At 69.2% G+C, this 21,663-nt stretch carries 23 protein-coding genes; 18 read left to right on the forward strand and 5 right to left on the reverse strand.

Annotated elements, in window-relative coordinates; translation table 11 throughout:
* Window positions 1–243 precede the first annotated feature (243 nt).
* Window positions 244–1,602 (forward strand): alpha/beta fold hydrolase, encoded by a 1,359-nt coding sequence (locus C6N31_RS37085; protein ID WP_198359221.1) that lies wholly within the window; start codon window positions 244–246, stop codon window positions 1,600–1,602.
* Window positions 1,603–2,009: 407 nt separating this feature from the next.
* Here the strand turns inward: C6N31_RS37085 and C6N31_RS37090 are convergent, their stop codons facing one another.
* The gene (locus C6N31_RS37090; RefSeq protein WP_232486113.1) at window positions 2,010–2,300 is read right to left on the reverse strand and encodes a hypothetical protein; all 291 of its coding nucleotides are present in this window, start codon (window positions 2,298–2,300) and stop codon (window positions 2,010–2,012) included.
* A 479-nt stretch (window positions 2,301–2,779) separates the two neighbouring features.
* Here C6N31_RS37090 and C6N31_RS37095 point away from each other — a divergent pair, with 479 nt between their 5' ends.
* The 5 genes from C6N31_RS37095 to C6N31_RS37115 all read left to right on the forward strand — a co-directional run bounded on the left by C6N31_RS37095 (window position 2,780) and on the right by C6N31_RS37115 (window position 8,680).
* The gene (locus tag C6N31_RS37095) at window positions 2,780–3,454 is read left to right on the forward strand and encodes a DUF6193 family natural product biosynthesis protein (RefSeq protein WP_244808911.1); all 675 of its coding nucleotides are present in this window, start codon (window positions 2,780–2,782) and stop codon (window positions 3,452–3,454) included.
* 273 nt (window positions 3,455–3,727) lie between these two features.
* Window positions 3,728–5,842 carry a telomere-associated protein Tap gene (tap, locus tag C6N31_RS37100; RefSeq protein ID WP_198359222.1) on the forward strand — a complete coding sequence of 705 codons (2,115 nt, stop codon included), beginning with the start codon at window positions 3,728–3,730 and terminating at the stop codon, window positions 5,840–5,842.
* A 3-nt stretch (window positions 5,843–5,845) separates the two neighbouring features.
* Window positions 5,846–6,400: a telomere-protecting terminal protein Tpg gene (tpg, locus tag C6N31_RS37105; RefSeq protein WP_198359223.1), complete on the forward strand. Its 555-nt coding sequence runs from the start codon at window positions 5,846–5,848 to the stop codon at window positions 6,398–6,400.
* Between the two features lie 214 nt (window positions 6,401–6,614).
* The gene (locus tag C6N31_RS37110; RefSeq protein ID WP_198359224.1) at window positions 6,615–8,132 is read left to right on the forward strand and encodes a hypothetical protein; all 1,518 of its coding nucleotides are present in this window, start codon (window positions 6,615–6,617) and stop codon (window positions 8,130–8,132) included.
* Between the two features lie 47 nt (window positions 8,133–8,179).
* The gene (locus tag C6N31_RS37115; protein WP_198359225.1) at window positions 8,180–8,680 is read left to right on the forward strand and encodes a tetratricopeptide repeat protein; all 501 of its coding nucleotides are present in this window, start codon (window positions 8,180–8,182) and stop codon (window positions 8,678–8,680) included.
* 335 nt (window positions 8,681–9,015) lie between these two features.
* Here C6N31_RS37115 and C6N31_RS37120 read toward each other — a convergent pair whose 3' ends face one another.
* Window positions 9,016–9,405 (reverse strand): hypothetical protein, encoded by a 390-nt coding sequence (locus C6N31_RS37120; RefSeq protein WP_198359226.1) that lies wholly within the window; start codon window positions 9,403–9,405, stop codon window positions 9,016–9,018.
* A gap of 364 nt (window positions 9,406–9,769) precedes the next feature.
* Here C6N31_RS37120 and C6N31_RS37125 point away from each other — a divergent pair, with 364 nt between their 5' ends.
* The 3 genes from C6N31_RS37125 (at window position 9,770) to C6N31_RS37135 (ending at window position 10,949) form a co-directional block, all read left to right on the forward strand.
* Window positions 9,770–10,075 (forward strand): DUF6247 family protein, encoded by a 306-nt coding sequence (locus tag C6N31_RS37125; protein ID WP_198359238.1) that lies wholly within the window; start codon window positions 9,770–9,772, stop codon window positions 10,073–10,075.
* Window positions 10,072–10,332: a hypothetical protein gene (locus C6N31_RS37130; protein ID WP_198359227.1), complete on the forward strand. Its 261-nt coding sequence runs from the start codon at window positions 10,072–10,074 to the stop codon at window positions 10,330–10,332. Before C6N31_RS37125 ends, C6N31_RS37130 begins: the two co-directional genes overlap by 4 nt.
* A gap of 215 nt (window positions 10,333–10,547) precedes the next feature.
* Entirely contained in the window at window positions 10,548–10,949 is a 402-nt protein-coding gene (locus tag C6N31_RS37135; RefSeq protein WP_198359228.1) for a hypothetical protein, read from the forward strand.
* Window position 10,950: 1 nt separating this feature from the next.
* On the opposite strand, the gene C6N31_RS37140 is transcribed toward C6N31_RS37135, so the two are convergent.
* On the reverse strand, window positions 10,951–11,271 hold the full coding sequence (locus C6N31_RS37140; protein WP_138359125.1) for a hypothetical protein: 321 nt from the start codon (window positions 11,269–11,271) through the stop codon (window positions 10,951–10,953).
* 209 nt (window positions 11,272–11,480) lie between these two features.
* Between C6N31_RS37140 and C6N31_RS37145 the strand changes: the two genes are divergently transcribed.
* The 8 genes from C6N31_RS37145 to C6N31_RS37180 all read left to right on the forward strand — a co-directional run bounded on the left by C6N31_RS37145 (window position 11,481) and on the right by C6N31_RS37180 (window position 18,248).
* Window positions 11,481–12,794, forward strand: a complete 1,314-nt coding sequence (locus C6N31_RS37145; protein ID WP_198359229.1) for a cation:proton antiporter — start codon at window positions 11,481–11,483, stop codon at window positions 12,792–12,794.
* Entirely contained in the window at window positions 12,781–13,248 is a 468-nt protein-coding gene (locus tag C6N31_RS37150) for a CBS domain-containing protein (RefSeq protein ID WP_138359121.1), read from the forward strand. The genes C6N31_RS37145 and C6N31_RS37150 overlap by 14 nt, the downstream gene beginning before the upstream one ends.
* Window positions 13,245–14,543 carry an ArsB/NhaD family transporter gene (locus C6N31_RS37155; RefSeq protein WP_138359119.1) on the forward strand — a complete coding sequence of 433 codons (1,299 nt, stop codon included), beginning with the start codon at window positions 13,245–13,247 and terminating at the stop codon, window positions 14,541–14,543. The genes C6N31_RS37150 and C6N31_RS37155 overlap by 4 nt, the downstream gene beginning before the upstream one ends.
* A gap of 84 nt (window positions 14,544–14,627) precedes the next feature.
* A complete protein-coding gene (locus tag C6N31_RS37160) occupies window positions 14,628–14,939 on the forward strand; it encodes a hypothetical protein (RefSeq protein WP_187144655.1) in 312 nt (103 codons plus the stop codon).
* A gap of 47 nt (window positions 14,940–14,986) precedes the next feature.
* Window positions 14,987–15,352, forward strand: a complete 366-nt coding sequence (locus tag C6N31_RS37165; protein WP_187144654.1) for an STAS domain-containing protein — start codon at window positions 14,987–14,989, stop codon at window positions 15,350–15,352.
* Between the two features lie 1,125 nt (window positions 15,353–16,477).
* Window positions 16,478–16,750, forward strand: a complete 273-nt coding sequence (locus C6N31_RS37170) for a hypothetical protein (RefSeq protein ID WP_187145371.1) — start codon at window positions 16,478–16,480, stop codon at window positions 16,748–16,750.
* Between the two features lie 226 nt (window positions 16,751–16,976).
* Window positions 16,977–17,642, forward strand: coding sequence for a class I SAM-dependent methyltransferase (locus C6N31_RS37175; protein WP_138359115.1), 666 nt, complete (start codon window positions 16,977–16,979; stop codon window positions 17,640–17,642).
* Window positions 17,643–17,936: 294 nt separating this feature from the next.
* Window positions 17,937–18,248, forward strand: coding sequence for a hypothetical protein (locus C6N31_RS37180; protein WP_187144652.1), 312 nt, complete (start codon window positions 17,937–17,939; stop codon window positions 18,246–18,248).
* A 753-nt stretch (window positions 18,249–19,001) separates the two neighbouring features.
* On the opposite strand, the gene C6N31_RS37185 is transcribed toward C6N31_RS37180, so the two are convergent.
* A complete protein-coding gene (locus C6N31_RS37185) occupies window positions 19,002–19,421 on the reverse strand; it encodes a helix-turn-helix domain-containing protein (protein WP_198359230.1) in 420 nt (139 codons plus the stop codon).
* A 58-nt stretch (window positions 19,422–19,479) separates the two neighbouring features.
* Window positions 19,480–20,064: a hypothetical protein gene (locus tag C6N31_RS37190; RefSeq protein ID WP_244808910.1), complete on the reverse strand. Its 585-nt coding sequence runs from the start codon at window positions 20,062–20,064 to the stop codon at window positions 19,480–19,482.
* A 298-nt stretch (window positions 20,065–20,362) separates the two neighbouring features.
* Here C6N31_RS37190 and C6N31_RS45330 point away from each other — a divergent pair, with 298 nt between their 5' ends.
* A complete protein-coding gene (locus C6N31_RS45330) occupies window positions 20,363–21,625 on the forward strand; it encodes an AAA family ATPase (protein WP_269288003.1) in 1,263 nt (420 codons plus the stop codon).
* Window positions 21,626–21,663: the final 38 nt, after the last annotated feature.

Here is a 21,663-nt window from a genome sequence, read left to right on the forward strand (position 1 = left end):
CTGGTCCGGTTTCGACTGTGGCATGCGGAGCTTGACGGCGTGAAAGTTGCGGCGCTTTGTCACCAGCAGCTGCGGGTGCGCGCTGCCTTCCTCCCGTCGGCTGCGGCGCTGCGTTGTCGATGCACAGCAAAGAAGGCCCCGACCGATGACCTGTTTTCGTCTGCACCGGGCGTGTGCGCTCAGTCCTAGCAATACCTGGACTGAGCGGTCGCGTGGTGGTGCGGTTCCTTTGAAGGGAAGCCCATGAGAGACACGGCCCTGATCGAGAAGCTGGTCGAGCAGACCCCTGCCGGCGGCGATGACGCGTTCTACACGAACTTCACGAGGCCCGATTCGCTGTCCGGGGCGGCCGTCGGTGACCCCCTCTACCTGCGGCCGCTGGTCAACACTTTCGCGGTGCCGGGGGGCGGGGAGAACTGGCTGGTGCTGTACCGGTCCGAGAGCGCGGGCCAGAACCCGACCGCGGTGGCGACTTCCGGCATCATCGTCCTGCCCGACCGTCAGGCGCACCCGGTCCCTAAGGGCGGCTACCCGCTGATCACCTGGTGCCACGGCACGGTGGGCTGCGCGAACCGGGTCGCGCCGTCGCGGGACACCGGCGACACCGGGGCGTCCCCCATGAACGCCTATCCCAAGGCGATGCTCGGCCGCTTCCTGGACCAGGGGTGGGCGGTGGCGATGACGGACTACGAGGCGCTGGGGACCGGTACCGACGACGGCACCGGAACCGGGCTGGGCCCCGACGACAAGCTCCACCCCTATTTGCTGGGCCAGTCCGAGGCACGCGCCGCGCTGGACATCGTGCTGGCCGCCCGCCGGCTCTTTCGCGACGAGATCTCCCAGAAGTTCGCCATCGTCGGGCACTCCCAGGGCGGGCAGGCCGCCCTGTTCGCCGCCGCCAACGCGCCGGGCCGGGTGGACGGGCTCGTCGGCGTCGCGGCGATCGCCCCGGCCAACCACCCCTTCGACATCATCCAGGCCAGCGCCAACCTGGCGAACGTCTTCAAGAACTCCGGCTACGCGTTCTCGGCACTGTTCCTGGCGGGCGCCATCGCCGGATCCGCCGCCGACCACGCTGACGCGGACCCCGAATCCATCAAGATCATCGATCCCGGTCAGGTCCTGTCGGACGATGCGTTCGAGTTCTGGCCGCAGGTGTGGAACTTGTCCCGTGCCGAACTGGGCGCCGACCAAAAGCTCTTCGGCAGCCTGCGGGGCAACGAGCAGTTCCGTGCGGGCCCCGACGGCTCCGGCACCGGATACATCAACAACCCCAACGCCGACCAGCAGGAGTTCAACCGCCAGCTGAAAAAGATGAACCCGAACCTCGCCATCACCGTCCCCGTGCGCATCTCCCAGGCGCTGGAGGACAAGCGTGTCCAGTACCAGCCCTCCTCTCCGCTGACGGGTCCCTTCCCCGGCACCGAGAAGCTCATCGAGGAACTCAAGACCACCAACCCCGGCAGAGTCATCGAAAAGCTCTACGACGCGACCGAGGTGGACGATACCGAGGGGCCGCTGGGAGCACACTTCACGACGATCAACGTCGACACCGGCCCACTGATCGACTGGCTCCTCGACAAGGGCCTCACCACCCCCTGACACCGCCCACACCGACCCCCGGCCCGAGAGGGGCCCAGGGCAGCATCCCCGCCGCAGCGCATCCAGCCAGCCAGCCAGCGGGGCCGACGAGTCGCCACCGGCACGCCGGGGCGGTGCGACTATCCGGTCGCACCGCCCCGGCGCTCACCGTTCCCGGATTCAGCTCATTCGGTGTTCACGGTCGGCAGGCCGACGGCCGCCCACAATGTGCCCGGCCGCTCAGCAATCGCGCCGGCGGCCAGGGCCAGCAGCGCCAGATCACCTCCGGTACTGACGGCTGTGCCCGGCTATGTCCGGGCACAACCGTCGAAGCGGCGCCGGATCTCCCGCCACGCGGTCTCGATGGCGCTGATGATGACCGCGCCGTGGACGACGGACGCGGTCGGCGGGAGCGTCGGCGAAGAGGGTCAGGTCGCTGACGGGTTGCTGCCTTCGAGCTGGGCGGGGACGCGGGAGGTCCGCAGCGCCCGCAGGTCGGGGATGTGGTTGTAGAGAGGGTGCCCCACCGAGACGCCGAGCAGGGCCGCGATCGTCTCGATGCTGTTCTTGGGGTTGGGCAGCATGTCGCGAGCGGCGCGCAGCGGCTGCTCGTTGACGACGGTGGGCCGGCCGCCAACGCGGCCATCGGGGTCGGTGGAGACGGTACCGCCGTCTTGGCCGACGACGTTCGGTACAGCCTCCGGCTCACGGACTCCCACGACAGCACTTCCTACTGCCACGCCTCATGGCAGAGCCACTGACGTCCAATGGCAAACTCCACTGACGTTCTCGTGACAGACAACAGTTACGGAAGCAAGATCCGCCAACTACTGCGCTCGTCCGCCAAGTAGAAATCTCGGTCGCAACAGTGTGACCGAGAGTGGTAGTTGGCGGATCATGAGCCGAACTGAGCAGGTCAGGGGCGCGTGGAGAATTCTTGTTGGCGCATCTTGAGAGGGTTAGTTGGCGGATCATGATTGTGGACGTTCGCTGTGCGCGAGTGTCTGGTGAGGCGGTCCGACGTCCTTCACAGCCCGACCGGGTGTTATCAGAACCTTGATGGAGCCGTCCGGGCCTCACGCGCGCCATCCGCCTGCCCTGGGAATCGGCGACTCGGGCACAATCATGAGCCGTGACTACCCCTCCCGATCCCTCCGTCCTGTACCCCGACGTTGCGGCTTGCGGCAGCCTCGCCACAGTGCTCCGGGCCGAGGCGGACGGCTGCCTCGGTGCCGTCCCCGTCGCGTCGCCGGACTTCGATCCGCTGCGCCACGCGGCCGTCTCAAGTAGCCTGCCGCACCGCGAGCCGTTGGCGATCAGCGCCTGGTCGCACGAACGCCGGTGGTCGATCCGCGGCGAGGAGCCGTTCCAGAGCCTGCCCCTCATCGATGGCACGACGGACGACCTGGCGGAGGTCGCCAGGGCCGCCCGAGCGTGGCACGACGGGGCGCCCTTGGCCGACATCCGCCAAGCGGCCCCGTTCGTGCACCTGACCGGCCGGTTCGAGGTGCCCGATAACGATCCCGCGCGCTTGACGGAATCGGAATGGCAGGGCATACGCCAGGAAGCGGCCGAACTGGAATACGCCTGGCAGGAGACGTACCACAGCCTGATCGAGGCGGCGCACACCGAGCCGGCGCTGCGCGCTCTCTACCCATTCACCAGCCACTGGGCACTGCGCTTCTCGACCACCACCCGCCCGGACCTGACCGTCGTCGGACCGTGCCTGAGCGCCAACAGCGACGGCACGCACGGGGTGGGCAGGGGCCTCATCAGCCAGGACCTTGGCCGATTCGCCACAGTGCGGGAGGCCGTGGCCGTGGCAGTGCGTCAACTGCCGTCCGGACTCGGCCCCACCACGCTCGGCGGATGATCCCGCCCGGCAAACGCTCGGCCGACAGTACGGGAGCGGACTGCGCACGTACCTGGCGAACGGTGCCACCTGGGCTGTTCAGTCACACACGACACAGCGTTGCGGAGACAAGATCCGCCAACTACTGCACTCGTCCGCCAAGTAAAAGTCTCGGTCGCAAACAGAGGCTCAAGCTGTCCGCTCCTTGCTGGAAATCAATCCGAACGGGTAAAAAAACAGGTTAAAAACAAGGGTAATCGGTGCTAGTGTGGAGGCACGAGAGGAGATCCACCCATGGCATCCGAGGAAGAGCTGTTCGCGAATATCGATGCGTTGCTGGCGGAGGAGCCGCAGCTTCCGCCCCCGGCGGAGCGGGCCCGGCTGCGGGAAGCTGCGGGCATCACCCAGGCCCGTCTCGCGCAGGCGTTGAAGTCGACTGTGCAGTCGGTCAAGAACTACGAGAACGGCCGTTCCGAGCCCAAGCCGCCGCGCCTGGAGGCCTACCAGCGACTACTGAACGGCTGGGCTGCGAAGTACCCCGCCCACACCGCCCCCGTTCCGGTCGTCGCGCCGCAGCCGGTGGCGGTGCCGGAGACGTTCACCGGCCCGACCGCGCCCGAGGCGGAGACCGTCGCACCGGTGGAGGCACCCGCCACCCCGGTCGCACCGGAGCGCCCGGCCACCCGCCCGGCGACGTCGTCGCGCCGCCCGGCCGCGAAGAAGGCCACGAAGGCCGCCGTCGTCGACCCGCGGTTCCCGCACGGCCCGCTCGCCGTACTCGATGGCGACGGCTCCGCGTACGGCGTCGACGGCATCGTCCTCGACTGCCCGGCCACCACGATCCCGGAACTGGTGGAATGGACCCTCAAGGAGTCCGGCCTGGGTGCCGCCAAGCTCAACCGCTACGGCAAGGACTCAGACCCGCTGATCGTGCTGACTGCGGCGGCCGCGGTGAAGCTCGGGCTGCCGGAGCGACTGGAGGGCCACGAGCAGCGCCGTTCCCTGCGCCTGCCCGAGGACCATCCCGTGGTCAAGCAGGTCACCAAGGCGAAGTGGCAGCTCACCCAGCGCGGTTTCGGCCCGTGGGCGCGCATCTACCGCAAGGCCACCGGGCGTGAGCGGCAGTGCGTGCAGCTGGCGATCCTGTCGTGGGACGCCCTCGATGAGCGGTCCTGGCCCGGCGTCGCAGATATGGAGCCGGCCGACGTCGCCCGCGTTCTCGGGGTGTACGCCCAGCGGGTCACCACCCCGCGCGGCTCCACCGCCGTGTCCGGGCTGGAGCTGATGACGGCGCTGCGACCGCCGACGAAGGCCGTGCAGGACCCGACAACCGGGAACTGGGTGTCCGGCTACAACCAGGGCAGCCTGGGCACGGAGCCGACGGACCCCGCGCCACCGGAGGCTACCCCGGAACACCCCGTCGTCGTGAACTCCGGCTGGACCGGCGGGTTCCTCGACGAAGAGGCGTACCAATGGGTGCGGTCGGTGGACACGCTCACCGATGAGGAGTGCCTGCGGCCTTTCGCGGTCGGCCTGGACCTCAACACCGCGTTCCTCGCGGCCGCCGCCCGCCTGGTCGTGGGCCTGTCCGGACCCGACCACTTCGCCTCCCCGACGTTCAACCCGAAGATCCCCGGCAGCTGGCTGGTCGACCTGTCCCACATCGAGATCGACCCGCGCCTGCCCTCACCGTTCACCCCCGACGGCACCCGCCCCACGGGGCCGGCCTGGTACCAGACGCACACCGTCGCCTACGCCCAGGAGCTCGGGCACGACGTCCACCCGATCGAGGCGTACCTGCGCCGCGAGACCGGCGCGTACTTGGACCCGTGGCACGACCGGCTCAAGAACGCGTACGTCGACACCCTCGCCGACCTCGGTGTCACCAAGGACCTGGACGATGCGGCGTTCCTGGCCGCGATGGCACAGCACAAGCAGAACGACCCGGCCCTGGCCGCGGTGCTGGCCGCGATCAAGGCCACGATCAAGGGCGGCGTCGGCAAGCTCCGCGAGCGCCCGCAGGGCAAGTCCTACAAGGAGGGCGAGACGTGGCCGGCCCTTTCGCGGCCGACCTGGCGCCCCGACTTCCGCGCCGCCGTGATCAGCAAGGCGCGGGTCAACATGCACCGCAAGCTCAACAACATGGTCAAGATGACCGGCCTGTACCCGCTCGCCGTGCTGTCCGACTGCGTCGTCTACCCGAGCCCAGGTGAGAGCCCGCTCGATTTCCTGCCGTACGCCGCGTCCGGCAAGCCGCAGCCCGGCGGGTTCCGCCTCGGTGCCACGCCCGGCCTGGCGAAACTGGAGGGCGTCCAGTCGATGCTGTGGGCGGTCGAGCTGATGGAGAAGGGTCTGAACCCGGCCCGCCACATCAAGGGCGGCGACGCCGTCCTGGACGAAGGGGAGTAGGCCATGGGCGAGATCGAGGACGCCATCGAGCGCGCCGACCGGGAAGCCTTCACCCGTCAGCCGCCCAAGACCCTTCCGGCCCGCATCAACTACCTGCTCAAACAGCTCGGAACCGCGAAGGCCGTCGCGCAGGAGCTCGGCATCACCGCCGACTCCGTCAACCGCTACCGGCGCGGCGCCCGCAAGAACCCGCCCAAGGACATCGCCGCGAAGATCGACAACGCCGTCCGCTCCCGCTGGCAGCCCCAGGTGCGCAAGCGCCGGCGCCAGCAGGCCGCCGTCACCGGGGTCACGGTGGAGACCCGGGCCCGGTTCGGCTACGAGTCGTCCGCCGGATCCACCGACGACGGCCGCTTTCGCCGCCTCACCGTCCGTCTCCCTGCCGCGTACGCGCAGCGCCTGTTCGACGCCCGCGACACAGGGGCCAGCGACCAGGACATGCGTGGGATCATCGCCGAAGGGTTTAAGGAAGTCTATTTCCAGGACGGCGGCGGCCGCGCCATGGGACTCTCGGACGTAACCCTGAATGACATCGATTACCTGGATCTGGATTTCTGAATAGGAACGAAATCATGACCGCTGAATTCCCGCTGTGACTCAGCGCTTCAGTTGGCGAATGCGCGCGACACTTGGCGAGCTGAGCGTTCACCGTCGTGGCTGGCATGTGTGACTCAGCAGGCCAACTGTCGTGTCAGCATGCAATCTGTCGTCCAGGGCGGGCTATGACCCGCAATGATCACTTGCACGTTCGGCGAGGTGCCATACTGCGCGCGTGGTGGAGAACACAAGTACAGATGACACCGCCGGCGCGCAAGTTTTGGAGTCCCTCCTGGAGGCTCTCGCCGCGTGGCCGGACCTCGGAGTCAGGGCGCGCGTCAGCATCGAGCAGTGGAGCGGCCTGACTGCGGACGAAGCGAGGGCTTACCAAGATGTCGGCATCTCCGCCGTCCGAAGCGTTGACGGCGGACGGGCAGTCTCTGACCAGGTCCGTGCGCTCGGGAGGATGCGCTACGAGCCGTCCGTCTCGACATTGATCGGGTTGTGGGAGCAGTGCCCGGTCCATCCGGTTGCGGTGGCTGCTGCCCACGCACTGTTCGAGATCGGGACCGCCGGGGCCCGCGACACGCTGCGCAAGGGGATCCACGACCACGAGCACCTCGGCCAGTTCATGGCCCTGAAGGTCATGTTCACCGACGAGGGGACGGCCTGGGACAACGTCAGCCACCTGTTCGCCGACGAGTGCCTGACTGCTGCACCCGGTCAGATCGCCGCCATTCAGGCTCTCGCCTTCCTGTCGCCACAATCGTTCTCCCAGTCCGGTCCTGAATGGCACTCCGATGATCTCCGCGACCTGGTGTCCCGGGACCGCCGCTGGCTCGACCTCTGCGTCGGCCTCCGTGACCACGAAGTCCTGGGCGGGCAGGCCCGCGAGGTGCTCAAGTATGCCGATCCTGCCGTCACCGGCCCGGCCCTGGACGCGGCCGCAACGGTGCGCACGACGCAGTCTCGGCCTGCCCGCCAGCAGTGGCGGGCGGGGGATCTCGTCGCGCGCTATGCGAACGGGGACCACCAGGGTGTCTGGCGCGAGCTCGGCGCCCTCGGTCACCTGGACGGCCCGCAGCGCGCCGAGGCCGAGCAGGTGGCCGCCCTGACCATGGAGCGTGTCCGACAGAACGCCCACAGCCTCGCCACCGCCCTCATCGCCCACGGCTGGCCGGTCACCCTGGAACAGGCGCTGCCGGGACCCGCCCCGGACGTCGAAGACCGCCTGAGGCATCTGGAACAGATCACCGGCTCGCCGGCGCCACCGGCTCTTGCCGCATACTGGCGCATCGTCGGAACAATCGACCTCGTCCCGCGCGACACATGGGACGTCCCCTTCCCGTCCGGTGTGCCAGAACAACTTGCCGTCGCCGACCCGCTGGAAATCCTCGACCTCACCACCGCGTGGTTCTCAGTCGAGGAGTGGCAGGACGAGTCCGCGGACCTGCGCCCCGAAATCGCCGGCCCGCTAGAACTGACCGTTGCTGCCGACTACCTCCACAAGGCGAACATCAGTGGCGGGGCCCCATACTCCGTCTGGCTTCCACACGCAGGCGCCGATCCGCTGGTCCGTGAAGAAGAACACGTCCTGAGCTTCACCGACTACCTGCGGCGGGCGTTCGCCAGTAAGGGCTTCCTCCGGCTCGATCGGCAGGACGAATGGGTAGCCCACGGCCTCACCCGCGACCACCTGGCCGAGCTGACCGACTGGCTGGCGGGCGTCGAAAACGAGAGCAAGGACTTCTGACCACGTAGGACGAGGACTTAGTTGGCGAGCTGAACGTGCAAGTGGCCATGGGGAACCTGGCGGCGGCCCTGCATCTGCAGGGCGACCGGGTCGGCGCGCTGCACTGGTGGAACCGGGCATGGGCAGCCGGGAACGTGATTGCCGGCTACAACCTGGGCATGCTGCACGCCGCGGCCGGTGACGCGAACCGCGCGCAGGTGGCCTGGGAGAAGGCTGCGGCCTTCGGCGATCCGGACGCCATGCTGGGCCTCGTCAAGCATGCGCTCGACCGTGGCGACGCGGTCGGCGTCAAGCGCTGGGCGCCGGTGATTCTCGCGCAGGACGAGGCGTTCCCGATCACTGCGCTGGGCGTGGCCTTCCGGGATGGTGGCGACCTGCCGCACGCCATGCACGCGTTCCTACGCGCCGAGGAGCTGGGCGACGGGTATGCAATGACGGGTATGCAATGGAGTACCGGGCCCGGATCCTGGCTGCTCAGGGGCAGCACGCGGAGGCTGACACGTTGCGAGCACGGGCAGCGACGGCCGAGCGGATGCTCTGAGGCGTAGACGCGCGGCGAGCCGGCTCCAGCATGCCTCCGCGCGGGCCGGCCCACCAGACGAAGCGCGCAGTCACAATTCCGGCCATGAGCCGAAGCACGATAGATGACACCGAGGCAGGCTTGTTGTCACTTCGGGTGGGTGCCTGGGTCTGCCGGGGTCAGCCGGGCGTCCTGTCGCATTGAAGCTGTCGGATTCTCACCGTGCCGCGTGCTGAGCGGCGTCGTGACTGCTGTCTTGCCGGGCGCCGAGATCCACTGGAGATCCCCCTCAGCACTGAGCCTGAGGGACACCCGTGTGAACGGGCGCTTCAAGAGGCGCGGTCATCCCAGAAGGCTGCGCGGTCAGCGCCGGCCGCCGCCGATGCGGCGGTCATCGGCCAGCGCGGTTAGCGGGCCGAACTCGCGGGCAAGCTGGTCCCACGTCAGAACCTCGCCACAGCGGGCCGGGAACTCCTTCGGGTCGAACTCGGGCATGCTCCAGGTCCCAGTGCCCCGGTCCCGCAACCACAGGTCCCCGTCACCGTCGACCACAGTCGGCGGGACCGGTACGGGCTCGGCCTGATCGGTGGGGCCCCACGTGACCCGCCCCGGGTGGGAAACGCGGCGCAGCTCGGTGGTGGCCAGCCGCGCGGCCAAGTCACGGGCGGACTCTTCGGCGTCCTCGACCGACGCGAGTCGAAATGCGTCGTCAAGTACGGGCAGGGCTGGATTCTTGCTGCGCTTTGAACTCATACGCTGACTACCTCCGGTCGGGGGCGTCACTTCCGTTATGACACCCCGTAGAGGAACACGGTATCCGAGGCGGGAGCCGAGCCAGCTACGGCCACTGTCCAGGTGGAGGCGCTGGCACACCGGGCGGCCGGCGGAAGTCGGCGCCCTGCTCGACCGGCATCAGCCCAGCCGGCTACCGCACCCGTGCCCGACCGTCAGCCCCTCGATGAGCACGCCGCTGCTTCCGCCCGTGCGGACGCGGCCGACCAGCGCGCGCGGGTCGTCGCCCGCGCCCTGCGCACCCGGTAGGAGGGATCACCGCATGTCCGCTTCCATGGCGACCCGGCGCGCGTACCGTGAGGTGACGACCCGCCGGGAGGACCAGATGAGCGCGCAGCCCGACCACGCCCCCGTCACGCCGTACGCCCCCGCGCCCGGGGCGCCGGCCGAACTCCTGGCCCAGCTGCGCGCCGACCGGCGCGCCGACATCTGGGTGCCGGCCTTCGAGCAGCAGTGGACGAAGGCGTTGGAGGAGTCCCGCCGGACGTTCTCCCTCGGCGGGCTGTATGAGGTCGTCCAGGAGTGGCAGGGCCTGATCGCCTCCGCCCCGGCGGTCGACGCGTTCGTGGCCTCCGGCTATGACGACGGCGACTTCATCGACATGGCGGAGCTCCGTAGCAGGCGCCGGTGAGCGGACAGCCGTACGCGGTCCGCTTCTCCGCCCCCGCCGCCAAGGCCCTTACCGCCCTGCCCGAGCACGTCGAAGACATGGTGTGGGACGTCCTGGACGCCGCCGCGGCCGACCCGTGGGGCTTCCGGCAGTGGAACGCCGAGGACCCCGAAGGCGAGGACGTCCGCCACGCCTCCGTCGGCCAGCTGTCCCTCACCTACTGGGTGAACCGGCCCCTGCGCCGGCTGTCCGTCCTCACCATCATCTGGATCGGGTAGCCACTCGTTGGCCGCCCTGGTCGATGCTCATCCGGGGCTCGGCAAGAGCTGCGGCCCTGTGTCGGCGACGGCCCTGGCACTGGAACAGGAAGCCGCGTGCAGATTTCACGCCGGGAAGCCTGGAGCGATGGGCGCTCCCTCTGGCCAGGTGCCGGTCGCCGGAGTCTGGATAACATCGTGGCTGATATCGGCGGGGCTTGAGGAAGGGCGGGCCCATGATGGGCCAGGTTTCGATACGGCAGGCGCTGCGCTTGCTGGCGGGCACGTGGCTGTTCATTGGTGTGGCGTATCTGGTGTTGTGGCTGGTGCCGTACGGTGCGGGGCTGCCGGTCTGGGCGCCGGCAGCGATGTACCTCGGTGGATGGTGGCGACGCCATCACCTGTCGATCTGGGCCGGAGTAGCGGCGGCGGCAGCCAGCTGTGCGGCTGGCTTTTTCCTGGTGGACGCCCTGCGAGAGCGTCTGGTCCCGTCCATCGCCGACGTGCTGGCTCCCACCATCGCGGTGCTCGTCGCAGCCCTGGTCCTGGTGGTGTGGACGCAACGACCACGCGCGCAAACCGGCACAGGTGGAGTGAGTACGCCTTCGGGGGACGCTTCGGTGGGGTCGCGCGACTGAGCTAGGCGCCGCTGTGGGGTCCCTCGGGCAGAACCAGCAGGTCACCTTCGTGGGGCGGTTTCGTGACCGTGTGTCCGAGTTGCAGCAACAAGCCCGAGACGGCGGCCTGGACGATGGCCTTCATGCTGTCACCTGGGGCCAACTGGTTCGAGGCCAGTGCGGAGAACCCGTCCGATGCGGTCCAGGTGATCAAGACTCCGGAGGGGTCTTCCGTCACCCGCAGCCCCGGCCTGTTGTCGGCAGGTACCTCGCCGACCAGGTGAAAGCCCGCGTGCGCCAGGGCATGCCGCACCCGCGACACGAGTTCGGGAGCATTTGACACGGGGACCGTCTGCCCCATCTTTCAGCGATCACACCTGCGTCGTCACCTGGCGCTTCCCCGCCGGGGGACGTGCGGTACTCGCGGCGCCGACGTGACCGGCGAAAATTTGTCGTCAGCGCGTAAAGATCGTGTAAGTTCATGGACGGTGTGCCGGGAAGTCTGGTCGGCGATCGCTTTGGCGATCCTTCTGCCGATCCAGGGAGCTTCCTGTGGTACTTGTCGCGCTGTTCGGTGTCGCCCTGCTGATAGCGGTACTGGTGTCCGGCCTTGCCGCCCGCTCCGTTCTCTCCACGTCCTTGCTGTTCCTGCTCGCCGGCGCCGCTGTCGGTGACGGTGCGCTGGGCTTGGTTCACATCACCCCGGACAGCCCCTTGGTGACCGCGACCGCGGACCTGGCGCTGTTCACGGTGCTGTTCACCGACGGCATGCACGTCTCCTTCCCCAGCCTGCGCAGCGCGTGGCGCACCCCCGCGCGTGCCTTGGGTATCGGGATGCCGTTGGCATTCGCGGGTGTGGCCGTGCTGACGCACTATCTGGTGGGGCTGGACTGGACGACGTCGTTGTTGGTGGGTGCGGTGCTGTCACCGACCGATCCGGTGTTCGCCTCGGCGATCGTGGGCCGCAAAGAGGTGCCGGCCCGGCTGCGGCAGTTGCTGAACGTCGAGTCGGGGCTCAATGACGGGCTGGCGCTTCCGGTGGTCCTGGTCCTGATCACCGCCGCCGGCCCGTTGCACGCCGAAGGCAACGGTTCGTTGGGCGTGGTGGGCCTGGAGCTGGCCGGCGGTCTCGCGCTGGGTGTGGTGGTGCCGTTGCTGGTCACGGCCGTGGTGCGGCTTCCGGGGCTGGGTGCGGAGCCGCGTCTGCAGCCGCTGGGGCCGCTCGCGGTCGGCATCGTGCTGTATGCGGCCTGTCACCTGACCGGCGCCAACCCCTACCTGGCGGCTTTCGCTGCCGGGGCGGTGCTGGCCTCGTGCGCTCCGCAGAGCGCCCACGCTTTTGAGCTGCTGGGCGAGGCGTTGGCGGAGTTGAGCAAGTTCGCCGCGCTGCTGGTCTTCGGGGCGCTGCTGACTCCGGCTTTGTTCGGGGGGCTGTCGGTGGGCGGGTATGTGGTGGTGGTTTTGGCGATCGTGCTGGTTCGCCCGGCCTCGCTGCTGATCTCCCTGCTGGGCACGGGTATCGATCGCCGGGAGCGGTGGGTGGCGGCCTGGTTCGGCCCCAAGGGCTTCGCTTCGGTGGTCTACGGGCTGCTGGTGCTGCAGGCGGGCATTCCCGAGGGCGAGCAGGCGTACACGCTGATCGCGGTGTGTATCGCGGTGCACTCCAGCAGTGATGTCCCCATCGCCCGCGTCTTCCACGTCGACGACCTGATCGGCATCCCGGACGACGAGGACGACACCACGGCCGATGTCGTGGAGGGCCGCGACCCACAGCCACAGGTTCCGGGGACGGCCGCCGGCCCGGAATCCGGTGCACAGGACGACACCGATCTCAAGAGCAAGGAGCTCCGACGTGCGCGCACGTGATCTGGCCGAGCCGTACCCCAGCGTCGGGGTCGGCGACGACGCGCTGGCCGCTGCACGACTGCTGGCCGAAGAACGCCTGCCGGCGGTACTGGTGCTGGACAGCAACGGGATGCCCGGTGCGATCCTGCCCGCCTCGCAACTGGTCCGCCTGCTGGTGCCGAACTACGTGCTGGAAGACCCCGCCTTGGCGGCCGTGATCGATGAGGCCCACGCCGACCGGCTGTGCCAGGCGCTGGCCGGTCGCACGGTCGGCCAGGTGCTGCCCACGGGCGCCACATTCCCGCCGGTCGCTGACGCCGAGGACACGGCGGTGGAGGTCGCCGCTCTGATGGCGACCTCCCGCAGCCCGCTGGTGGCCGTCGTCGAGCGCGCCGCCAAGGGCCAGGGGCGGGACCATCTGCTGGGGGTCATCACCGCCTCCCGTCTCCTCGAGCGTCTGTTGGGTGCGGTATGAACAACTGGCACGCCTGGGCAGCCCTGGCGGTCTTCGCCGGCGCCTACGTTCTGATCATCACCGAATGGGTGCACCGGGTCGCAGCCGCGTTGGGCGGCGCCGCGCTGATGCTCGCGTTGCGCGCCACGGACGCGGACGCCGCGTTCTTCTCCACCGGTTCCGGTATCGACTGGAACGTCATCTTCCTGCTGCTGGGCATGATGATGATCGTCGGTGTGCTGCGCCGCACGGGACTGTTCGAGTTTCTGGCGATCTGGGCGGTCAAACGCGCCCGCGCCAAGCCCTTCCGGGTGATGGTGATGCTGGTGGTCATCACCGCGGTGGCGTCCGCGCTACTGGACAACGTCACCACGGTGCTGCTGGTCGCCCCGGTCACGCTGTTGGTGTGCGAACGCTTGAACCTTCCTGTCGCCCCGTTCCTGATCGCCGAGGTGCTGGCCTCCAACATCGGCGGCATCGCCACCCTGGTCGGTGATCCGCCCAACATCATCATCGCCAGCCGGGCGGGCCTGAACTTCAACGACTTCCTCGTCCACCTCGCCCCGCTGGCCGTGATCCTGACCGCCGTGCTGGTGGGCATGTGCCGGTTCATGTTCCGCACGGCATTCGTCTACGACGAACACCGCGCCGCCGAGGTGATGGCGCTCAGCGAACGCGAAGCGATCCGCGACCGCCGGCTGCTCGCCCAGGGCCTGATCGTGCTCGGCCTGGTGGTGGCCGCGTTCGTGCTGCACCCGGTGCTGCACTACGAGCCCAGCGTCGTGGCCCTGCTCGGCGCCGGACTGCTGGTCGCCATCAGCCCGGTCAAGACCAACGACGTCCTGGCGGACGTGGAATGGCCCACCCTGGCCTTCTTCGCCGGCCTGTTCATCATGGTCGGCGCCCTGATCGAAACCGGCGTCATCACCGAAGTCTCCACCGCACTGGCCGACGCCACCGGCGGCAACCCGCTGGGCGCCACCATGCTGCTCCTCGGCGCCTCCGCGATCCTGTCCGGCATCGTCGACAACATCCCCTACGTCGCAACCATGGCCCCCATCACCGCCGACCTGGTCCACAGCGTCGGCGACCCCCACGGACCGGTCCTGTGGTGGGCTCTGGCCGCAGGCGCCGACCTGGGCGGCAACGCCACCGCCATCGGCGCCTCCGCCAACGTCGTCGTCCTAGGCATCGCCGAGCGCAACCGCACCCCCATCAGCTTTTGGACCTTCACCCGCTACGGCGCCCCCGTCGCCGCCGTCACCATCACCGTCTCCGCCCTCTACATATGGCTCCGCTACTTCGCCCTCGCCTGAACCCCTGCCCGCGACCTCAAGGGCAGCCACCGCGCTACTCCGGCCGGCACCCCGTCATCAGATCGCATCCACGACAGGCCCCCGATGAACCCCACCATCAACTGGACAGCCTTGGCCATCAGCAGTGCCGTCCTGCTGCCCCTGGGCATCCTGCTGCTCCTCGGCGTCCCGCTGCCGCGGCTGGCACCGCGTTTCACCCACCGCCGGATGCTGGGGGTGTGTGCGCTGCTGTACTACGGCGTCGTGGCCATCAACACCCTCCCGCGACTGGCCCATGTCAGCGACCGCGTCCTGATCTTCTGCACCGGCGCGGGCATAGCCATGGTCCTTGTGGCCCTGACCCTCACCGCCATCGCCAGCGCCGTACAACCCGGGTCCGCCCGTCCACGGCCCTGACCGGGCCCAGGTCAGCGCAATCCGACATAGCCAAGGGAGAGACCTCGATGCCGGAACGAGGATGGAAAGCATGGCGCGCAGCACGTGCCCTGCGCCGCAACGTGCACATCCACCGCAATGACCACGAGCGCGTCGTGGTGAGCCTGCACGGCGACATCAGCCACGACAACGCCCCACCGATCGGACAACTCCTGGCCCAACTCCTGCAGGCATCACCCGACGAGGCGCATCTGGACTTCGCGGAAATCTCGGCTCTGGGGACGGCGGCTGGCTCGCTGTTCTTCCCTCTCATGGCAGCCGCCCGCGAACACGGCACCACCCTCATCGTCCATCGCGCCAACCCACCTCTGCGCGCCAACCTCCGCGCACTCGGTCTGGACCGCGCGCTGTTCTACGACGACCAACCCGCCTGAACACCGCATCGGCACCATGACCACGCGCGGCGCGGCGCACACGTCAGCAGTGCTGGTGCGGAGCGAAGCGGCGTGAACCGCACACTGACCGACCTGGACGCGATCCAGATGAACGACAGCTCCAGCGTGACGCCAGCGGTGAACCACTTCCTGGCGAGGCCCAGACCATTCTCGCCCGCGACAACTCACTAGCTAGGCAAGTAGGTGCATGTTCAGCGATAGTGCACGCGTGAGTGATCGCTTCAGCTTGCTGACCTCGACTGTGGCGGTCCTGGTTAGCGTCATGCTGCTAACTGCTGCAATCCAGGCGACTCTCTCCGGAGGGTCCGCCTGGTGGATAGCTTGGGCCCTCATTTTGCAGATCACTACGATCTCGCAACTGACGCGTGCGAGTCTGCGGCGCCGTGGGACGCGCCGCCAGGACGGCTGATGTCATTCCAGGTCAGAGTGTGTTTGGTCATCGATGAAGGTGAGAGTGGCCGTCCGCTTCAGAGGTAGCCGGCTGTACCCACTGGTGCGGCGGCAACCGTGGAGCGCCGGCAGGTGTCCGGGCGACGACCAGCGGCCACAGCATGCGCCACCGCAACGACCTGCCACGATTTCCAGCAACTGCGACCGTGTCCGCCCGCGGCTAGCCATCCGCCTTCGTGCTGCTGCCGCCAACGCCGTTGGCCTGGCCGGACCTTGAGCCGACCGGGGGCAGTGGCGGCGGCGGGCCCGATTTGCTGGTCTCTCGACGGCGGTCCCGCCACTCGAGACCTTCGAACATCAGGAGTCCCAAGATGAACGTACCGACTCCCCCGATCACCAGACCTCGCGCGTGAACGCCGCTCTCCCATACGTTCAGGGCGTCGATCCATACGGCCATGAGCAGAGCCCTGCCAACATTGACCAGGCGCAACTCGCCACCCCCTCACATACTCCAGATCGCGTCCCGGCGGGTGAACCCCGCCAAGGTCTTCCCAACGCCGGGCCCTCACGCGCCAGAGGGCGAACAGGAGACCGCCAGGATGTCCTACTCCGAACTGTAGGCGCTCCCGGAACGCCGCCGACTGTGAGACGAGGCTTGCGCCTCGCTTCCGTGCGCCCTGGCCTTGGCCCGCCAGCGCGGAGGACGATGAGGACATGGGCGAGCACGAGCAGCATCACGGACATGTCCCCGAACCGGCGCGGGCGACACTGACCGTGGCCGGCACCCGCGAGATGACGGCCGGGCTGCGCGAGGCGATGGACGACGTCCGACGCTCCGTGGCGGTGCTCGCCACCCGGGTTCGCGCCGCGCACGCCGCCCGCATCTGGCTTCCCCACGGGCACAGCAGCTGGGAATCCTACTGCGGCGCGGAGTTCAGCATCAGCCGCGCCCAGGCGTACCGGCTGCTCGACGTCGCCACGCCCTGACCGCGATCCACGACGCCGTCACCGCTGGCTTTGTTCACGATTTCCGGCAGCGATTGTTCAGGGCTTCGGAAGGCACCCGGTTCGGGTCGAAGTCGATGTTCACGAGAATCGACAGCACCGTCTGTCTTTGGTGCAGCGGGCAGGCGAGGCGACGAGGTGGGGTCCCTTTAGGGTGGCCTGACGGGGGCCGGTTGTTCGATGCCGACCCGGCGAGGAGGGCGTCAGCGTGTCGGAATCGGAGCAGGGGCTGGCTGAGGTTCAGCGCGCGCACTGGCAGCAGATCTATGGCGAGCATCCCGGCATGTACGGCGAGGAGCCGTCCGAGCCGGCGGTCCGTGCCGCTGCGGTCTTCCGGGCCGCCGGTGCCCGCCAGGTACTGGAGCTGGGTGCCGGCCATGGCCGTGACGCGCTGTACTTCGCCCGCGAGGGTTTCTCCGTGATGGCCACCGACTTCAGTCCGGTGGGTCTGGATCAGCTGTGTGAGGCCGCCGCAGCCCAGGGCGTGGCCGGGCGGGCCACCACGGCGGTTCACGACGTCCGCCAGCCTCTGCCGCTCGCGGACGCCTCGGTGGATGCCGTGTTCGCGCACATGCTGCTCTGCATGGCGCTGTCCACCCAGGAGATCCACGCCCTGGTCGCCGAGGTGCGGCGGGTGCTGCGGCCGGGCGGAGCCTTCGTCTACACCGTCCGTCACACCGGGGATGCCCACTACCAGGCCGGTACCGGGCACGGAGACGACATTTGGGAGCACGGCGGCTTCGCCGTCCACTTCTTCCCCCGCGACCTGGTGGACGACCTCGCCAAGAGCTGGACTCTGGATGAGGTCGCCGCGTTCGAGGAAGGCGGCCTCCCCCGGAGGCTGTGGCGCGTCACCCAGACCGTCCCCCGGTGAGTACCGCCTGAACTCTCGGTGCTGTCCCATCTCGTGAACATTCCCGGCTCGCCAGAGCCCCTGAGCTCAGTCCGTCCTGGTGTCAAAACGCTGCCCGTTCTCGTGGACAAAGCCACACCGCCGACCCCAGAACGTCCCGCACGCGAGACAGCGAACCGGCCGCCGCGGCCGCGCTCGACTACGACCTGTCCCAACGCGCCCTGATCGCCATCTCCGGCAGTACCGGCGACGTCGCGGAGCTTGAAATCACCCGCCGCCTCGCTACGCTCGCCCGCACCGGCCTTCAGGTGCTCGATGAGCCCACCGTGCGCGCCGTGGTCCACCAGTCCGTCCGCAACATCCGCACCGCCCCCGCCGCCCGCCGGTCCGCCGGCGGATCCCGCACTCACCGAGCTGCGCCTCGTCGTCGACGACCTCGCCGCCACCACCCACCAGCTCGGGGAGCTGATGCTCGAAGTCGCCCCGGCGTACCTCTCCGACACCGTCGCGGCCGACGTCCTCACCCCGCTGTGCGAGCAGATCGGCGAGACCCTCGACAACGGCCTCGCCGCCCGCCGTTACGCGATGTCCGGTGACCGCCGCGCCCTGTACGGCACCGTCCTGTAGACCGCTCACCCCGGCGGTCCTGTGTGGCACACAGCCCGTTTCCCCAGGTTGGCGAGGCGCGCTGTGAGGGTGCGAGGTGTGAGGCGATGGCCTTCGGCACCGGGGTGCCGCTGCTCCTGGCTGTGCTGCTCGCGGTGGTGTGGAGCGGGCTGCTGCTCGATGGGTAGCGGGGGTGGTGGCGGTGGTTGGCGGGTTACTGCTCGTGGTCCTGGTGGTGGTTGTCGGGTTGCAGCACGGTGGTGTCGTGGGTGCAGCGCAGCATTTGCCTGGGTCAGGCGGCACACGGGTGCTGCACGGGTAGCAGGCCGGCCCCGGCCGTTGCAGCACGGCCAGCCCCTGCACGCTGCTCGGGCCGTGCTGCTTCTGGCCGGTGCCTGCTGCTCCGGGGCCAGGGGGCAGTACCTCGGACCCGTTTCGGCGGCTGCGGAACATAGCGGAGCTGTGATGTTACGCAGGAGATCCATGCGCAGCTGGCGCATACATTGCCCTCGGTCCGAGAGGCCGCTGATTGTTCTGCTCCTCCAGAACAAACCGGTTCACCTGGTGCTACCGCTCGGCCGCGTCTCGTGGCCGGGCAGCGTGGTGGAGCGCCTCGCGTTTGTTCTGCTCCTCCAGAACAAACCGGTTTACCTAGTGCTACCGGCTCAGGTGCGGGCGGGCACGAAGAAGGCGCCGCACGGAGAGTGCGGCGCCTTGGGGTCTTCGCGGGGCCAGGAGCCCGCTGGGCGGCCTACGAGGGCCGCGGTAGGGTGCTCAGCCGGTGGGGGCGAGGTTGGCCATCTGGGCGGCGAAGCGGGCCCGTCGCTGTTCGGTGAAGCGGCCGGGTTCGGCGGCCTTGATCTCCGGGACCTTCATGACGGGGGAGGAGACCGCGCCGCCGGTCAGCAGCGGGTGGAGCTGGTAGAGGCCATCCTCGAGGCTCCAGGCGAGTCCGCACTCGCGGAGTTCCTTGAAGCCGCGGTTCACGGTCGGCTTGCTCGCGCCTAGCTCGGTGCACATCTCGTTCTGGCTGATCGAAGCGGTGCCGGTATCCGGGTCGCTGAGGTACAGCAGCTGGTCCAGGACGCGGCGGCCGGCGGTGGAGACGTCGACCAGGGCCAGGAGGCGCAGGACGTCACGGGGGATCGTGACGGGGGCCTCCGTGGGAGGGCTGGGTACGTAAGAGCTGCTCACGGAGCCTCACCACTTCCGATCAGGTCGGGACGCTGTACCGAGGATATGCCGGGCGAGGTCATGCGCTCGCCTTGCGTACGGGACGCCGCTGCCGCAGGGTGACGACCTTCTCCTTGCGGCGGGCGGACTCGGCGGCCTTCTTCTCGGCCTCGCGCAGCTGACGCCACTCGGTGGGGTAGTCGGCGTGCGGGATGACGCAGGCCGGGCCCTTGGCCCCGTTCCAGAGCGCCTGCCACTTCTCCTGCTCGCCGGAGGTGCCGGCCACCGTCAGCCACGGGTTCAGCTGGAGGATGCCGCGCTTGGCGGTGCGCTGCCAGCCGATGTGCGTGAAGAACTGGCTGGCCTCGTTCACGGAGGCCGCCGACAGGTTGCACCGGGCCTGGAGGTCGCGCTGGTTGGTCTTCACGAAGCCGCGGGCGGCTTCCCGGAGCTGGTCGTCGGCGCGGTTCGCGTTCTGCAGCGCCACCTGCTTGCACCAGACCTGGAACCAGGAGCCGGGCATCTTGAGGCTGCCGAGTACGTCCATCAGCAGCCGGGCATCCAGCACGTAGCCGCTGCACCCCGCGCTCGCGGCGAACTCGCGGCCCTGGATCTTCTCCACGCCCAGGATCAAGCCGCCCTTGCCGTCCGACCGCGCAACCACGCGCTCGCCGGGGCGGACTGCGATGTGCCGCTTTGGTGTCAGTGGGGTGGTGTCAGTGACGGCACGTCAGATGCTGGTCTTTGTGCTGGTAGCGGTGGGTGTGGTGGTTTGGTTCGCTGACGCGGGGCGGTACATGCGGTGGGTTTTGGTGTCATGGGGTGGTACACCGTGCCCTGCTCCGCTGTCATGGGAACGGCACTTCTGATCGTCCGGGGGGTGTGCGGCCTGCACCGTGGTCGGTGTCGGTGTCCGCGGGCGGGAGGGTTGGTTGGTGGGGGAGCGGGGCGGGTGGGGTGAGGTGGCTGCCGGGTTAGGGGTGGCCAGGCCGGTGCTGGTGGCGCGGCTGCTGGAGCTGGACGCGGCCGGGGCGTTGACGTCGGCGCATGTGCGTGCGGGGGCCCAGGTCGGCGGGGTGAACGTGCGGACGGTATGGCGGTGGCTGGAGGCGGCGCGGACCGAGGGCCGTGTGGAGCGCAGGCCGCGGCCGCGCCTTGAGTTGTCCGATCGGGACTGGGAGGTGTTGGCGCAGGCGGGCGGGAACGTGGCGGTACTGCACCGGCATCTCAAGGGCGCTGCGGACGGGTGTGAGGTGCCGTCGCTTGCCTCGCTGTACCGGGTGGTGCGCCGGGACGTGGAGGCCGGCCGGGTGTTGCCGGACCGGGCGTTGGTGAGGCGTGCCCGGGAGGAAGGGGACATGCGGCAGGCGCTGGCCGACCTCGCCCTGGCGGCGAGCGGTGGGAGCGCCGCACCGGATGGTGCTGCGCGCCGTCGGCCGAGGCCCGCGTCGCCGCCGGCCGCGGGCCGGGCGTCGGGGGAGGGCGGTGTGGTGGCGGGGGTGGTGCTGCCGGCCGGGGCGCGGCTGGTGCGGACGCCGCCGGTGCGGGCGGTGGCTGAGGCGATCGGGCAGGCGATGGCGGCCGAGGGCGCCGTGTGCGTGTTCGGCGACCCGGGCCGGGGCAAGACCGCGGCCGTGCGGATGGCGCTCGCCGAGCCGCCCGCGGGCTGGAAGGCGACGTGGGTGCCGGTACCGGTGCGCCCGTCGGTGGCCGGCATGAGACGGGCGGTGTTCGAAGCGTTGGGACTGCCGGGCCGGTTCCCGCACACCTCGGCGCTGGCGGATGCCGCGGTCGCGGAGGCGTTGGGACAGGCGCGGGTGCTGGTGCTCGACGAGGCGCAGCGACTGCCGGGACCGTGCCTGGAGTATGTGCAGAGCCTGTGGGACCACCCCGGCACACGGATCACCCTGGTGCTGTGCGGGGCGGGCAGTGAGCGGGCGCTGGCCCGACTGCCACAGTTGGCGTCCCGGGTCGGCGCATGGCAGGAGGTTCCGCGTCTGACCGGAGCGCAGGCGGCGACCGCGGTGACCGGTTTCCATCCGCTGTGGGGCACCGTGGCGGCCGCTGATCTGGCGTGGATCGACCGCTCATGCGCGCACGGCACGTTCCGCACGTGGGCCGCTTTGACCACGCATCTGCAGAACGCACTGCTCACCGTCGCCGATGCGGCCGTGGACCGGGCGTTGCTGCGGCGGCTGTTCCAGCGGATCGCGCCGCCACAGTGAGCGGACCGCTTCCACCACCGGTGGCGGCCGACGTGGCC

The sequence above is a fragment of the Streptomyces fildesensis genome, assembly GCF_016107395.1.
In the GTDB taxonomy this organism is placed as follows: Bacteria; Actinomycetota; Actinomycetes; order Streptomycetales; family Streptomycetaceae; genus Actinacidiphila; species Actinacidiphila fildesensis.